This is a genomic window from Parapedobacter luteus (genome assembly GCF_900168055.1).
Taxonomy (GTDB): Bacteria; Bacteroidota; Bacteroidia; order Sphingobacteriales; family Sphingobacteriaceae; genus Parapedobacter; species Parapedobacter luteus.
In genome coordinates, this window is sequence record NZ_FUYS01000001.1 from 455,096 (window position 1) to 470,656 (window position 15,561).

The window sequence follows — 15,561 nt, forward strand, 5'->3', positions numbered from 1 at the left end:
GCTTTGCCTCCCCCATTCGGGAGGCAAAGCTCCTTGCCTTGAGCCAGCTAACGCGCTATCTGACCGCCTGTGTCTGCCATGCCGCTGAAGATAACACTGACGGGAGGCTCAAACAGGTCTTTTTCCTTGGCCAGCAGTTTTATGGGGATACCGGTCAGTGCTTCCAGTTCACGCGCTCTTGCAATGACTTTGGCTTGCGGCGATCGGGATAGCAGTTCCTGAAGAGCCACTTCATCGTGCAGGACGATAATCGGTTTGTTCAGATAGAAATTGAAAGCCGGATTATACAGCTTATAGGCGTACAGCTGCTCGTCGGGGTCAAGAAAGGGGGCCATCTTGGTCACGGGGTTCTGTCGGTAAATCGCGGGGTAAGCCACCTGGATAGCCACGAGGTTGAATACGATATAGCCGCCGGCAAGCACGTAAAGCACGAACTTGACACCCATCCTGTGCAGCAGGAAAAGACCAAGAGCCACCGCGATAACCGGGATGAGAAAAATCAGTGGCAGAAAGCGTACACCTATCAACGTTTGCTCCACTGACAGCGCTATATGCGCGGCACCAAATAAACCAGCGAAAATCACAAGCAAGGGCCAGAGCACATACCGTACATCAAAAGTCTTTACATGGAGCAGCGATGAGATGCCCGTACCGATGATAATGGCTACGAATGGGTAGCAGGGCATCGGATAGTTGGGTAGTTTGGTGCCCGATAGGCTGAAAAACAGGATGGTGAGTATCGCGACACACGCCGACAGCAGCACGAGCGGGTTGCGATGATCCACTGCCCTTCGCCTGAAGGCGCTGGGTAGGAATACGGCCATGGGCAGTAATCCCACGAAGACAAATAACGGGATAAGCAGTGGGCTGCCGCCATGGCCTTCCATTGGTTTTCCAAACCTTTCCAAGTTATGGGTGAAAAGAAATTCTCGTGTAAACGCCCCCTCTGTGGCTCGGTGCACGGCGATATACCAGGGCAGTGCAAGCGCCAGGATGAGCAGCCCGTAGCCCAGGGTCTTCCATGACCAAAGGATCGCAAACCTTTTGCCGACCAACGTCCAGCAAAGCACTGCGCCGCCGCCGAGCAACAAAGCGACAGGACCCTTTGCCAGCACAGCCAACGCCATGGCGATGGCCGACAGCAGGAGCCATTTGATACGCTTTTCAATGGCATAAGCATAAAAGCATAGCATCCCTGCCGTAAAAAAGAAAATCAAATATGGATCCGGAACGGCAAGGCGGAATTCGAATACAAAGTGGGTGGCGAGCAACAGCGTCATCGCAGTCCAGCACGCCGGACGTTTTCCGATGAACTTGCGTACGAAGTACCAGGTTATCCAGATAGTGAGCCATCCCATCACCGCAGAGAAGAACCGGGCACCAAAAGCGTTGACGCCAAACATCGCATACGAGACACGCATGAAATAGTAGTGCAGTGGCGGTTTGTGTAACCGGGGCTCAGCGTTGAACGTAGGCACGACCCACTCGTCCTGTTCCAGCATTTCCCGTGCTGCCTGGGCGTTTTTTGCCTCGTCAAGGATGTAGATCGGGGGCGTTCCGAGGTTAAACAGCAGCATAAAGGCGGCTGTCAAAAATAGAAGCGGCATACCAGCACGTTTCAAGGGGTCTGTTTTTTCCAGCATCCTTAAACTTATTTCTTTGATGCTACCGAAATGTTATCCAGATGCTATCTTTCGGTTAAAAATCAATGTCCGCTTCACAAAAAAGGCAAACCGCCGTCCCCTTTTAATAATTTGTTCTTTTTAGTTTCGCGTTGAATAAATATCCAATGCTATACTTTGCTGGCGTGAAGACAGCGAAGCAAGGGAGTATACAAATCGAAGCACCTGCATCTGCTGAACAACTTTTTGAGCAGCTGCATGAAAGATTCTGGTCGGTATTGTTTCGTTTGGCCTGTAAGAAATTGGGTGATCGGGACGAGGCCTACGATCTGTTGCAGGAGCTGTTTTTGGAGCTCTGGAATAAGCGGGATGTTTTCCCTTTGCATCAGTTGTCACTCGCCTGGCTTAAAAAGCGGTTGTGGTATAAGCTGATCACCTATTTCCGGACACAAGGATTTCAGCAACGGCATCTGGAGAATTTCAGGATATTCATGGCGTGCGAACAACCGGTGGTCCAGCCCGGTGAATCGATAGATCAGGTGTTTGAAAGCCAGTTTGAAACCGTCATGGATGCCATAGCCCTTGCGGTTGCACAAATGCCGGATAGGATGCGCGAAGTTTTCCTGCTTAACCGCGAACAGCATTTTACCATCGACGAAATAGCCGATCACCTCAACCTTTCTCCAAATACGGTGCGCAACCACCTTCACATTGCCATGAAGCGCCTCCGTAAATCCCTGGAAGCACAAAACCTGTCTACGTTGAGTATCGCCCTGCTTTGGTGGATCATATCGGGCTAGTGTTAATAAATCATTAATCAATATTCATAGAAGCTTAATGTCCAAGCATTGGTATGTTTTGGCTTTTGGTGCTTTACTATAGTATAACTTGGGGCATAGTGCATATGGTGATCTGCGGGGGCAGTAGTTGCCCCGGCAGTTGGAGGAAACCAGTGATGAAAGACAACAGCAAATTAGAGGTGTTATACCAAAAGGTAATGGAAGGAACGGCATCGCCTGACGAACAAGCGTTGGTGGTGAAGTGGCTTGACCAGTTGGACACCGGTGAAGGAATGGATAAGCAGACCGTTGACGAATGGCAAGAGCGCTCCATGAGTGAACTACGGAAAGTGACGCAACCTCCGATGCTTGGGAGGTCACGGAAGGTCAAATTTGTTTGGGCAGCGAGCGCGGCAGCGATATTGGTATGTGTTTTTACGTTTTGGCTCAGCCGGCCTCATCGATCAGCCGACCAAGCGCAGGTGCAGGAAGTCACTTACATGACGCATAGCACCACTGCCGGGCAGCGTAAATTATTGACCCTCGCCGACGGCTCGCGTGTATGGCTGGGCAACGTCAGCACAATCCGCTACCCGAAAAATTTCCAGTCGGATAGGCGGGAGCTATTTCTTGAAGGCCAGGCGTTCTTCGAAGTAAGGCCTGATTCAACAAGGCCTTTTTTGGTTCATACAACTGGGCTGGATATAAAGGTATTGGGTACATCATTCAATATAAAAAGCTACCAAGGCGAAACGGAGCAAGCGGTCACCGTTGCCACTGGAAAGGTATCGGTAAACGCCGTACATGACAGCCTGGGATGGATGCTGGAAAAAGGCGAGCAGGTGATTTATCACGCAGTAGATAAAACGGGTATCAAGCAAATGACGGACGTATCGCTGGCGATGAGCTGGAAAAACGGTGAGCTACGTTTTGGCAATCCGAAACGCATGCGGATGCAGGGTTGACAGCCTGTTACCAGACGCTACGCAAAGAAGGTATATACGGCGGCGGGAGCTGGGCTACCCCGCTTTGGGAAGATGCCGCTACGCCCAATGCTACAGACTACAACAGTGCATCTGGCTTTTTTCGCATAGCGGAGGGTATTCATGACGCTTCAAATAGCGGAATTATTAATAACCGGTGGGCGCATGCCTACGAAGGTATCGGCCGATGCAATACGTATCTGGCGAAGGTTCGGGATATCCCGATGGATGAAGGGAAGAAAAACCAGGGAATCGCCGAGGCGAAATTCCTTCGGGCCCTTTACTATAGCTTGCTGATCAATTATTACGGCGATGCACCCCTTATTCTGGATCCTCCTGTCAAGGAGCATAATACCTTGCCCAGGACGCCTAAAGATCAGATCTTTGCGCAGATTATCAACGATCTGAACGAAGCCGCCGAGGTGCTGGGTGTGGATGCTACAGAGACAGGAAGAGCGACCAAGGGCGCTTGCTATGCGCTTAAGGCTAGGCAATACCTTTACCACGGCTATTATGCCGAAGCTGCGGCAGCTGCCCAGCAGGTCATGGATTTAAGAAAATATAGCATATTTCCTGATTATCGTGGACTGTTTATGCCCGAAAACGAGAACAACAGCGAGGTCATCTTTGATGTGCAGTACCTTTTTCCGAATTATTGCCATTCGTTTGACTTGATTCGCCGTCAATTCGATACCAGCGCGCCCCTTCGGGATCTCGTAGACGCTTACCTGATGGACGACGGTGCGGACATCGCAACTTCTTCAAGATACAATGCAGAGCGGTATTGGGAAAACAGGGACCCGCGTTTCCGGATGACGTTGGTATGGCCCGGCTCGCAGTATCGGGGAACGACAGTAACTCATAGCACTTTCGCTCAGACCGGCTATACCTATAAAAAATACAGCATCTACGACGAGGATAATGCCTATAACAATGTGATCAAAAATGGCAATCAATCGGATATCAATTATATCGTATTGCGCTACGCCGACGTATTGCTGATGTACGCCGAAGCCAAAACCGAATTGGGCCAGATTGACGAAAGCGTATACGAAGCCATCAATGCCGTACGGGGCAGGGGTAATGTCCGGATGCCGCCAATACAGCATTACGATCCATCCGATGTGGCCAACTATGTGGCAATGAACGACCAGGCCCGGATGCGGGAACTAATCCGTCTGGAAAGGCGAATCGAGTTTGCAGGCGAGGGATATTATTACATGGATATCATCAGGTGGCGAACCGCAGAAGTGGTGATGAATGCGCCCATCCATACGCATAATTATACGCAAAAGCTGATCAGGAGGTTCAATAAGGACCGGGATTACCTTTGGCCGGTGCCTGCATACGAAATACAGGAAAATCCCGCTTTGGCACCTAATAATCCAAATTGGTAGATTTTGAATGATGAATAAGATGTTTTTCATAACCCTGTTCGTTGGCCTGTTCATCCATATTTCCTGCATAGCGGGCGATGGCGTATTGCAAGCCGGCGACCTGATTGCATGTGGAGATGATCAAGTGTTCATACTTGACGGTAAAGCGGCTGAGAAGAATGTGGTAAAATGCAAATGGACCTGGCGGGCGAGCGAGTCGAAAAATCAATTGCCAGCCGCATACCAACCGTTGTTGGCCACGTTGGATGAATGCAAACCGGTTGATGGTAACACCAAGCTGCTCATTACTTCATCGAGTGGGGCCACTGTGCTGCTTGATATTGCGTCCAAGAAGGTACTTTTCTATGCAAAGACGCCTATGGCCCACTCAGCAGATCTATTGCCTGGCAATCGCATAGCGGTTGCCAATTCAACCCATGAGCTGGGCAATAGTCTGGAGATCTATGACATTGGGACCAGCGAACGGGTCATCTATAAAGACAGCTTGTATTCGGGGCATGGGGTCGTTTGGAACGAATCAAGAAAGCAATTGCTGGCGCTCGGCTTTGACGAGCTGAGGGCCTACGAGTTGGTAAACTGGTCGTCTGAAAAACCAGCGTTGAAACTGGTGAAATCGTATAAGTTGCCAGACGATGGCGGCCACGACTTAAGCAAAGTGGATGAGTCGCATTTTATCGTCTCTACTCATCATCATGTATGGCTCTTTCATGACACCGGCGAAGGCTTTTTCGAACCTTTTACCCCGTTGGCAAACCGCGTGAACGTGAAATCAGCGAATTATAACCAGGATACCGGCAAACTCGTGTATACCATTGCCGAACAAAGTTGGTGGACATTTAATATCTATGGGCAAACCCCAGCGTTTACGCTTCCCATCCCATCCATTAGGTTATACAAGGTAAGGGTGGCGCCCTAGATCCCGAAGGGCAGGGCGTACCCATTCAATACGATGTACCCGAAGGCCGCCTATCATTGTTTGGGCGGCCTCGTTAATAAACTTTTTTAACAAAATCATAACATGCTGTACCTGATTTAGTTGCATTGCTCCGCTAACTTTGCGATGTGGAAAACTTCATTGATAGGGAATTGATAGACAATCGTCGCGCAAGGCCAAGCAACGCGCCATTATCTGGATAGCCGTAGTCACAACGGCGTTGACCGCTTTTTTTGCGGTGACGCGTTAATTTTCTGTCGATGTCTCTCCAATTAGCCAAGTATCGAAAAACTGGGATTCCGGAGATTTTATATATAAACTTAACCAATTCATAACACGTCTTCTGCCATCGGTACGCCGTCTTTGGATTAATTTTGCCCACCACCATGGAAGTCGTCGCCAACTGGAGCAATGAACAGTTATTCACTCAATTAAAAGAAGGCAACCACATCGATGCCAACCTGACGAATATGATGCCTCAAAATCCTGGTTTTAATTAATTTGGCATATGAATGTTAGACATTTTATCAGCTTCTTGCTGGTTTTCGTTGGAACCTTAACATCCGGCTTCGGCCAAGCTGACGCGGTGGGGAAAACGGACTTTTCCTTTGTGTTCATGACGGATGTGCATATCCGGCCGGATTCGGCGGTGGTGGCTGCTTTTAACCGGCTCGTCGATACCGTCAATAAGCTCGATGTCGATTTTGTGATTTCAGGCGGTGATCAAGTGTTTGACGTCATGCGTGGCAATAAGGCCAAGGGTGATTCGCTATTCACGTTGTACAAAACCCTGAGCAGCCGGATAAAGGTACCGGTGCACAACACGGTAGGCAACCACGAATTGTTTGCCATCTATCCGGAAAGTATGGAAGATTCTACCCATGCGGACTATAAATACGGGATGTTCAAGCGTTATTTTGGCGATACGTATTACGCATTTGATCATAAGGGCTGGCATTTTATCGTATTGAATGCATTGGACGTGGCTGGGCAAAAGTACTTCGGGCAAATTGGGGAAGACCAGCTGCGTTGGCTACAACGTGATCTGGCTGGCGTATCTCCAGAGACTCCTATTGTCGTAACCCTGCACATTCCGTTGATAACGGCGTTCAACCAGGTGTATCCCAGACCGGACCAAAACAACGATGCCGGACCCGCCATCGTCGATCGGGATGCATTGCTGGCGGTATTTAAGAAGCATAACCTCAGGCTGGTCCTTCAAGGGCACCTGCATTGGCTTGAAGATCTGAATGTGGAAAACCGGACACATTTCATTACGGGCGGCTCGGTCGCCGGACGCCCGACATGGCGGGGAACCAATTTCGGCCCCCGGGGGTTTCTTCTTTTCGATGTTAAGGAGGAGGGCTTTAAGTGGAAATATATCGGATTTTAACATCCGTTAAACTGACGCCGACCTGAATTGACGGTGATAATTAACCCATCCATGAGCTGGCATGGATGGGTTTTTGTTGTGCGCCCGGCATGGGCGATAACTCTAGGGTGTAAGTCCCGAACACGCTTTGCAGTAGGAAGTGTTAGCCAAGGGCAAGGGTGTCCACCGCGAGGTGGAATCTGAAGGAAGCCGGCGGCAAACTCCCGGCCTGACGAACAGGAAGTGCATATAAGGCCAAAGTTGTTTGGATGAGATTGCAACACGAATCGAAGTCCCATACTGCACGGGGACAACATGGTAAATGCAACAGGTATATGGGATGAAAGTTATCGTTCTTACCCGGGGAGGTCTCACGGACGTGCGGACGTTTTTTTCGGAAGCGCGGACAACAGTTGTCGTGAGAAGTCAGCAGCGACCATAGTAGAACCAGTAACGAGCGTTGTACACCAACGAGGCCTCACCAAAGTTCGAAGGGTCAAACCTTAAGGAGTGGGAAGTAAACGAATGTTACCAGATGAAGGGTAAAAAGCAGAAAATCTCGAATCAATCAGAGACCTGCCCACATCAAGCCAGGACGGAATCTGACGCCCACGTGGGAGGGCAGACCTTCATGTGGATAACTGAAAATAACCCCACGGACAGTAAAACGGGTCATGGATTGCTCGAGTTCATCGTATCCCCGGCCAACCTGAACGCAGCCTATAAACAGGTAACAAGCAATAAGGGAGCAGCCGGGGTGGACAACATGGAGGTTGATTCCCTCAGGGATTACCTGCTGAACCGGAAAGAAGAACTCATAACATCCATCCTACAGGGCAAATATCGCCCGAACCCCGTCCGGCGGGTAGAAATCCCCAAGGACAACGGAAGTAAACGAATGCTGGGGATACCCACGGTCATCGACAGATTGATCCAACAGGCCATCAGTCAAGCACTGACGCCGCTCTATGAAGCAGGGTTCTCCCCAAACAGCTATGGCTTCAGGCCAGCACGCAATGCCCACCAAGCCCTACTCAAAAGCAGGAACCACATCACCGAAGGCTATACCTATGCGGTGGATCTGGACTTGGAAAAGTTCTTTGACACGGTCAACCATAGCCGGCTGGTCGAACTGCTCTCCCGCAGGGTAGATGATGGCAGGGTGGTATCGCTGATACACAGATACCTGAACGCAGGCATCCGTATCGGTGAGCATTATGAACCCGGTGAGCTGGGTGTGCCGCAAGGAGGTCCCCTAAGCCCACTATTGAGTAATGTGATGCTGGACGAACTGGACAAGGAACTGGAGCGAAGAGGCCACCGGTTTGCACGTTATGCAGATGACGTTATTGTTTTCTGCAGAAGCAAACGGGGGGCGGAAAGGGTTATGGGCAGTCTTGTTCCCTTCATCGAGCAGAAGCTGCGGCTCAAGGTCAACAAGGAGAAAAGCCGGGTCGTCCCCGCCCGGAGCGTCAAATTCCTGGGCTACTCCTTTTACAGGAAGAAAGGGTTGGGGCGTCTGCGCATCCACCCCAAAAGTGCTATGAAAATGAAAGCCAAAATCAAGGAGCTTACATGCCGTGGCAATGGCTGGGGGAATGAGCGCCGGAAAGAGGAACTCCGCCAGTATATCATTGGCTGGGTGCACTACTTCAAATTGGCGGACATGGGAAGCCTCCTGCAAAAAGTTGACGAATGGTACAGGAGACGGCTCAGGATGGTCATCTGGAAACAATGGAAACGCATCAGGACCAGACTGGCCAACCTAATCAAACTGGGCGTAAACAAATCCAAGGCATGGGAATGGGCGAATACAAGAAAAGGCTACTGGTACACAGCCAACAGCTACATTCTTGCGACTTCCCTGACCAACGATAGGCTACGCCAAGCGGGATATGCCTTTCTGTCGGATTACTACAAAAAGGTTCATGTCAAAACTTAAGGAACCGCCGTATACCGAACGGTACGTACGGTGGTGTGAGAGGACAGTAAGGGAAATAATCCCTTACTTCCTACTCGATTCTATATAACAATTTCATAACATCAACTTCGCGTTAACCAAATAGCTGTTCTAAATTTTTGCAGTTGCATGGAAGCGACTTTGGCTATCGTTCAGGGAGACGAGCAGGTCTTCGAGAAGGTATTTCAACAATACCACGAGCGCCTTTATTACTATATCCAGAAACAGATTGGTTCGGATTTCGTGGCCGAGGAAGTGGTGCAACTGACTTTCATCCGCCTGTGGCAACGGCGAAGCAAACTGGATCCGGCCATTCCACTGGCATCCCAGTTGTTTCAGATCGCCAAGTCGGTACTTATTGATGAGCTCCGTAAGGAGCAGGCCCGGTTGAAATACGCCCAGGAATCAGCACATACCCCCTTTACCGATAGCCTTATCGACGCGATAGAAAATAAAGACTTGCTGCGTCACATCCAGCAAGCCATTGCCTCATTGCCGTATATGCAGCAAACAATTTTCAACCTCAGCCGCGAACAGGGACTCACCCATAAAGAGATTGCTGACTTGTTTTCCATATCCCCTAAGACTGTCGAAAACCACATTGCCAAGGCCTTGCGCCACCTCAAAGAATCGTTGTTGACCTTCTTGCTTTGACACCTGTGTTAACTAATTATTAACCGGTAGGGGATAAGGCCTCGACAGCCGTATTATCGGTATGAACGGTGAAGAACAACAGGATAACCTGAGCAGGCATCCGGCCGATAAGCGGAAAAAACTGCTGCGTACACTGCTGGACGAAAAGCAGCCGCTTGGCGACCATTTGCTGGGAGAAGATGATTGGGAATCATTTCAGCAAGTGGACCGCTTGCCCGAAGCGACAGGCGTACGGATAGCCAATGCGGTAAAACAGGGGATATCCCAACAGCGCGGTAAAGTTTTTCAGTTTTATCTTCCGGGCTGGTATGCCGTCGCGAGTATGCTGCTGGTCGTGGGCGGCCTCTCACTTTTCTGGAAAATACAGGCACATCGATGGGCAATACGCGAACAACAACGCTTGGCGGCCATGGAATTGCCGGTAATCCCCGCTTGGAAAACCGTATCCAATGATACGGCCACCGTGATGCATGTTGTGTTGGCCGATCGATCCAAGGTGTCGTTGCACAAAGGAGCCAATATACGCTTCAAGGAACCGTTTGATGCAGATCGGCGCGATATCCAGCTACGGGGGAAAGCCCGGTTTGATGTAGCCCGTGATACCACGCGGCCTTTCACGGTTTTGGTGGGCGGCTTTGCTACGACGGCATTGGGTACATCGTTTACCGTGGATGCTTCGGCAGTGGATGGCCGGGTGCAAGTGTGGCTGCACAGCGGAAAGGTGAAGCTTTGGCACACCGATGAGCATCATGAGGAACAGTATTTGTCGACACCGGGTGCCCGTGGTGCCTTCGACCTGCGACACGGCATCTCGAAGCCTGCGGTGAGCAGACCAAAGAACAATAATACGCGTCCGTCGATCACGCGCAATGGGACGGTGCTGGCTATTCATAACATGGCACTGGACAATGTGATAACGCGTCTTGCCAAGGAGTACGATGCCCATATTGATTTCGATCGGCAGGCCTTGGGCAAAGTGTCTTACACAGGTACGGTAGATATACAACAGGAACGGTTGGAGCAGGTGTTGCAAATCATATGTGCACTCAACCACCTTAAACTCGAACGGACAGACGAACAGCATTATCGCATAATTATTCAATAAGCTATCCGGTAGCAAGGATGACAAACGCCTCAGTTGGGGCGTACGGGGAAGAGTATGGTCAATTTTATCATTATAAACAACGATTCGTATGCAAAAACAAAAACAAAAATGCAGGATGAGACAATTTTTTATGCTGCTTATCCTGTCAATGGCAAGCCATTGGGGCATTGCACAGCAAGCAGCGATGGTCAATGGCATCGTGCAGGACGCTACGGGCGAACCGATCGCTGGAGCAACGGTAAGGGTGGTCAATGAGGCAGCAAACATCGATCGCCAGACATCAACGGATAAACAGGGGCTGTTTCAATTCGAACAACTCCCAGAGGGCGGTCCGTATGCTTTTGTCGTCTCCTCGTTGGGGTATGAGACGCAACGGCTCGAAGGCTATCGTGTCGTCCGGGGCGAACGTATCTCCTTGGCTATAAAACTACAGGAGGGTACCACCGAGTTGGACCAGATTGTCGTGGTCGGCTATGGCAATACCAAGCGAGAAAACCTGGTCGGCGCCGTACAATCCGTGAATGAGGACGATTTCAACACCGGGGTGTTCAGCTCGCCCGGACAACTTTTGCAGGGTAAGGTTGCCGGATTAAATATCACCAAGAGTGGCGACCCGAACAATCGTGGAGCGATTATCCTGCGCGGGCCGTCTACCTTGCGCGATGGTGCCCAGGAGCCGTTTTACGTGATTGACGGTGTGCCGGGGGCTTCCATTGATCTGGTTGCTCCAGATGACATTGTCAGTATCGATGTGTTGAAGGATGCATCCTCTACCGCAATTTACGGCGCGCGTGCGGCAAACGGGGTGATCATGATTACGACCAGAAAGGCTGCGATGGGGCAAACCCGCCTGTCTTATAGTGCGTATACCGCTGCTGAGCAGGTGTCGAATGCCATCGAAATGTTGAGCGGGCCGCAGTTGCGCCAATACCTCGAAGCGAACGGAAGGTCGCTGGCTGCCAGCGATGACGATGGCAGTGATACCGATTGGCAGAAGGAGGTGAGCCGTACGGGCGTTTCGCACAACCATAACCTGTCGTTCATGGGCACTGCTGCCAAGACGGCTTACGGTGCGAGCATCAACTACCTCAGTAACGAAGGCATTATCCGGGGTACATCCCTGGAGCGGTTCAACCTCCGTACGAATATCCAGCACCGGCAGTTTGACGACCGCCTGAAGCTAAATTTTTCACTGGTAAACAGCATCACCAACACCGAGGATGTGCATGATCTGGTCTACTCCAATATGCTCAAATACCTGCCCACGGTGGCGGTGAAAAAGCCCGATGGTACCTACTCGGAAGACTGGTCGCGTACGCGCAACTACCTGAACCCCGTATCGCTTATTGACAACAATAGCTTTGATGGCAAGGTGAAAACCCTGCTGGCCAGCGGGCAAGCTGAAGTGGATATCTTTGATGGATTGAAATACACACTGAATATCTCGGCGCAGGACGAGCAGGTAAGTAACAACATTTATTACAACAGCCTGTCCGGATTGTATCAGAATGCCAACGGAAGGGCAGTACGCAATACGGTAAACAACACCAAGCGGATACTGGAGACGTACCTGAATTATGACCGCTTGTTTGGAGCACACGAGGTGAAGCTCTTGGCCGGATATTCGTGGCAGGAAGATAAGTTCGGCGACGGCTTCCAGACGTCCAATCAAGGGTTTGTGAGCGATGACCTCGGGTACAACAATCCCGGGCTGGGTGATCCACCGGCGGGCGTTCCGGTAGATTATGGCAATATGCGGATACAAACGCAGCGAATTATCTCATTTTATGGGCGGGCAAACTATACCCTTCATAATAAATACCTCTTGCAGGCGTCTATCCGCAGAGACGGATCTTCCGCTTTCGGCACAAACAATCGCTGGGGCTACTTTCCGGCGGTGTCAGCGGGATGGTTGCTGCACAATGAAGGATTTATGCAGGATGCAACGGCGGTAGACCTGTTGAAACTGCGGGCCGGCTACGGTGTATCGGGCAACTCACAAGGATTTGATGCATTCACCGCCACGCTGCTGTACGGCTCGGCACAGCGATTTTATTATGACGGTAGTTTCATCAATGCCATTGGGCCATTCCAGAATGCCAACCCCGACCTGAAGTGGGAACGGACCGGCATGTTGAATATTGGCGTGGATTTCGGCTTGTTTAACGGCTTGGTGTCCGGTTCAATAGACTGGTATGACAAGCGGACATCTGATTTGATATGGACGTACCCGGTATCCACCACGCAATATTTCGTCAACCAATTGACCGCCAATGCCGGGGAAGTGAAAAATACCGGTGTGGAAGTGCTGCTCAACGCAGCGCCATTGCGCAATAGCAATTTCACGTGGAGGACTTCCCTGAATTTTTCCCACAATACGAACGAGCTGATATCGCTATCGAATGACAACTTCGAACTGCCGTTAATCTACACCGCTTACCTCGGCGGCAAAGGCCAGTCGGGCAACTCGTCGCAGATTGTACAGGAAGGCTATCCCATCGGCACGTTTTATACCTGGCGATATGCGGGCAAAAATGAAGAAGGCGTAACATTGATCTACGACCGGGAAGGCAATCCGACCACGGCACCGACATCAGACGATTTCGCTTTTGCAGGCAATGCGCAGCCGAAATTTATCTACGGATGGAACAACACCTTCCGGTATAAAAATTTCGACTTCAACTTTTTCCTGCGGGGCGTGTCGGGCAATAAAATCATGAACGCTACGCTGGCCGATCTGAATAGCCCCGGTGAAGCGACGTTTTCGAACATACCGGTCTTTACCTTAGACGAAGCGGCCAATGACAACAATGCCTACCTGCTGTCTGATCGGTATATCGAAAGCGGCTCATACCTCCGGCTGGACAATGCGACATTGGGGTATACGTTTAAGCTGAAAAACGCGTCCACGTTGCGGCTCTATACATCCGGTAACAACCTGTTTGTTATCACCGATTACCGGGGTATCGATCCGGAAATCAACATGGGCGGGCTTACCCCCGGTATTGACAACGGAAATTACTACCCCAAAACGCGCTCGTTCATTTTTGGCTTGAATGTGATTTTTTAATAGATAACTAAGGAGATAATACGATGAAGAAATCGATGAAAATATGCGCTGCACTGCTCTTGATGGGCGCAGCTTCCTGCACCGATTTGGATGTGCCTATCGAATCGGAATACACACCCGGCAATTTCCCCACCACGCCCGAATCGTTTGTGGCAGCCACCGGCCCCATATATACGCAGCTTCGCTCGCGGTACGCCGTGGATTACTGGCGATTGCAGGAACATTCGACCGATGCAGCCATCATCCCCGCGAGAGGGGGCAACTACGACGATGGCGGTCGCTTCCGGACATTGCACTACCATACATGGAATCCGGACCACATCATTGTGAAGGATGTCTGGGAGTGGGGGTTCGGCGGTATCAATACCTGCAACCGGATACTCAACTTGTTTGAGTCGGCCCCTGAATCCGAAACCAAGGCGATGACCGTGGCTGAGGTACGGACGATGAAAGCTCTCTTCTACTTTTTTATGATGGACCTCTTCGGCAACATTCCCATCATCCGGGCGTTTGGCGAAACCGATGCACCGGCAACCGCGCCACGTGTGGAGGTGTTTGCTTACATCGAGGAAGAATTGAAGGCGGCCTTGCCCGACCTGTCAACCACGGTGGGGCAATTGACCTATGGGCGTCCCACCAAGTTTGCGGCTTATGCATTGCTACAAAAACTGTATCTGAATGCGGAGTATTACACCGGTACGCCACGTTACGTCGAATCGGTAGAAATGGGTGATCACATCCTTGCTGAAGGGCGGTATAGTCTTGATGCCGATTACATGAGCATCTTTGCCCCTGACAATGGGGCGCAAATCCAGGAAACAATCCTTGCGGTGCCTTACGACGCCAACGTAGCGGAAGGAAATCACTTCAATCGTTACGGCCTGCACACAGCCATTCAGGAAAAATATGAGCTGCCTTTCAGGCCAAGCATTGCGCTAAGCACCATTGCCGACTATTATGCGCTGTTTAATCTGGAGGGCGATGTGCGCAACGATACGTGGTTGGCTGGTAAGCAATACAACTGGGACGGCACGCCAATCACCATCAGCACCACAAAGAAGGGGCTCGATGAGACCTATGAAGGTGCCGATGGCACGGCACCTATCGAATGGCATCTCGAATTTACGCCCGAAATGCCGTTGCGGTTTCCGGCAACCATGGATATCGGAAATGATGTGCTGGGACAAGCGCGGGGTGTACGTTCCATCAAATACTATCCCGATAAGAATGCCAATCCGAGCACGCGCTATCAAAACAACGACATGCCGGTATTCCGGTTGGCAGACGTATACCTGATGAAAGCAGAAGCTATCCTCCGCGGGGCGGCTGCCACAGCTGTCAATGGCGAATTGCAAACGCCTGCGCTGCTGGTCAATAAAATTCGTGAACGGGCGCACGCGCCGCTGGTGGAAAGTGTATCTCTTGGCGAACTGCTGGATGAACGCGCACGGGAACTGGCGTGGGAGGGCTGGCGCCGGAATGACTTGATTCGCTTCGGTAGATTTGAAGATAGCTGGGGATATAAAACGGACAGCAATCCTAACATGCGCCTGTACCCGGTACCCACGAGCGAACGCACGCTCAATCCGAACCTGGATCAGAATACCGGGTATCAATAACCGCGCGCAAAGACATAGATGTTTAGTCGTTCGTTAACACGGGTTTAATATACCCGTGTTAACTTT

General features: G+C 50.8%; 11 protein-coding genes. 10 read left to right on the forward strand and 1 reads right to left on the reverse strand.

Going from position 1 to position 15,561, the window contains the following annotated elements; all coding sequences use genetic code 11:
* Positions 1-47: 47 nt before the first annotated feature.
* Positions 48-1,643 (reverse strand): ArnT family glycosyltransferase, encoded by a 1,596-nt coding sequence (locus tag B5X72_RS01825; RefSeq protein WP_079715087.1) that lies wholly within the window; start codon positions 1,641-1,643, stop codon positions 48-50.
* A gap of 164 nt (positions 1,644-1,807) precedes the next feature.
* Between B5X72_RS01825 and B5X72_RS01830 the strand changes: the two genes are divergently transcribed.
* From B5X72_RS01830 to B5X72_RS01875, 10 genes are all read left to right on the forward strand, one after another.
* On the forward strand, positions 1,808-2,422 hold the full coding sequence (locus B5X72_RS01830; protein WP_176146060.1) for an RNA polymerase sigma factor: 615 nt from the start codon (positions 1,808-1,810) through the stop codon (positions 2,420-2,422).
* Between the two features lie 155 nt (positions 2,423-2,577).
* Positions 2,578-3,366 carry a FecR family protein gene (locus B5X72_RS01835; protein ID WP_176146061.1) on the forward strand — a complete coding sequence of 263 codons (789 nt, stop codon included), beginning with the start codon at positions 2,578-2,580 and terminating at the stop codon, positions 3,364-3,366.
* Positions 3,363-4,781 carry a RagB/SusD family nutrient uptake outer membrane protein gene (locus tag B5X72_RS01840; protein ID WP_079715091.1) on the forward strand — a complete coding sequence of 473 codons (1,419 nt, stop codon included), beginning with the start codon at positions 3,363-3,365 and terminating at the stop codon, positions 4,779-4,781. The genes B5X72_RS01835 and B5X72_RS01840 overlap by 4 nt, the downstream gene beginning before the upstream one ends.
* 7 nt (positions 4,782-4,788) lie before the next feature.
* On the forward strand, positions 4,789-5,697 hold the full coding sequence (locus B5X72_RS01845) for a DUF6528 family protein (RefSeq protein ID WP_079715092.1): 909 nt from the start codon (positions 4,789-4,791) through the stop codon (positions 5,695-5,697).
* A gap of 526 nt (positions 5,698-6,223) precedes the next feature.
* Positions 6,224-7,108, forward strand: coding sequence for a metallophosphoesterase family protein (locus B5X72_RS01850; protein ID WP_079715094.1), 885 nt, complete (start codon positions 6,224-6,226; stop codon positions 7,106-7,108).
* Positions 7,109-7,622: 514 nt separating this feature from the next.
* Positions 7,623-9,029: a group II intron reverse transcriptase/maturase gene (gene ltrA / locus B5X72_RS01855; RefSeq protein WP_079715095.1), complete on the forward strand. Its 1,407-nt coding sequence runs from the start codon at positions 7,623-7,625 to the stop codon at positions 9,027-9,029.
* A 147-nt stretch (positions 9,030-9,176) separates the two neighbouring features.
* On the forward strand, positions 9,177-9,701 hold the full coding sequence (locus B5X72_RS01860) for an RNA polymerase sigma-70 factor (RefSeq protein WP_079715096.1): 525 nt from the start codon (positions 9,177-9,179) through the stop codon (positions 9,699-9,701).
* 61 nt (positions 9,702-9,762) lie between these two features.
* Complete coding sequence (locus tag B5X72_RS01865) at positions 9,763-10,806, forward strand: FecR family protein (protein WP_079715098.1); 1,044 nt, start codon at positions 9,763-9,765, stop codon at positions 10,804-10,806.
* 115 nt (positions 10,807-10,921) lie between these two features.
* The gene (locus tag B5X72_RS01870) at positions 10,922-13,876 is read left to right on the forward strand and encodes a SusC/RagA family TonB-linked outer membrane protein (RefSeq protein WP_079715390.1); all 2,955 of its coding nucleotides are present in this window, start codon (positions 10,922-10,924) and stop codon (positions 13,874-13,876) included.
* Positions 13,877-13,899: 23 nt separating this feature from the next.
* Positions 13,900-15,495, forward strand: coding sequence for a RagB/SusD family nutrient uptake outer membrane protein (locus B5X72_RS01875; protein WP_079715099.1), 1,596 nt, complete (start codon positions 13,900-13,902; stop codon positions 15,493-15,495).
* Positions 15,496-15,561: the final 66 nt, after the last annotated feature.

Coding starts and splice junctions, on each gene's coding strand:
- B5X72_RS01835 (WP_176146061.1), top strand. CDS start 2,578: ATGAAAGACAACAGCAAATTAGAGGTGTTATACCAAAAGGTAATGGAA.
- ltrA (WP_079715095.1), top strand. CDS start 7,623: ATGAAGGGTAAAAAGCAGAAAATCTCGAATCAATCAGAGACCTGCCCA.
- B5X72_RS01875 (WP_079715099.1), top strand. CDS start 13,900: ATGAAGAAATCGATGAAAATATGCGCTGCACTGCTCTTGATGGGCGCA.
- B5X72_RS01870 (WP_079715390.1), top strand. CDS start 10,922: ATGAGACAATTTTTTATGCTGCTTATCCTGTCAATGGCAAGCCATTGG.
- B5X72_RS01850 (WP_079715094.1), top strand. CDS start 6,224: ATGAATGTTAGACATTTTATCAGCTTCTTGCTGGTTTTCGTTGGAACC.
- B5X72_RS01860 (WP_079715096.1), top strand. CDS start 9,177: ATGGAAGCGACTTTGGCTATCGTTCAGGGAGACGAGCAGGTCTTCGAG.
- B5X72_RS01825 (WP_079715087.1), bottom strand. CDS start 1,643: ATGCTGGAAAAAACAGACCCCTTGAAACGTGCTGGTATGCCGCTTCTA.
- B5X72_RS01845 (WP_079715092.1), top strand. CDS start 4,789: ATGATGAATAAGATGTTTTTCATAACCCTGTTCGTTGGCCTGTTCATC.
- B5X72_RS01865 (WP_079715098.1), top strand. CDS start 9,763: ATGAACGGTGAAGAACAACAGGATAACCTGAGCAGGCATCCGGCCGAT.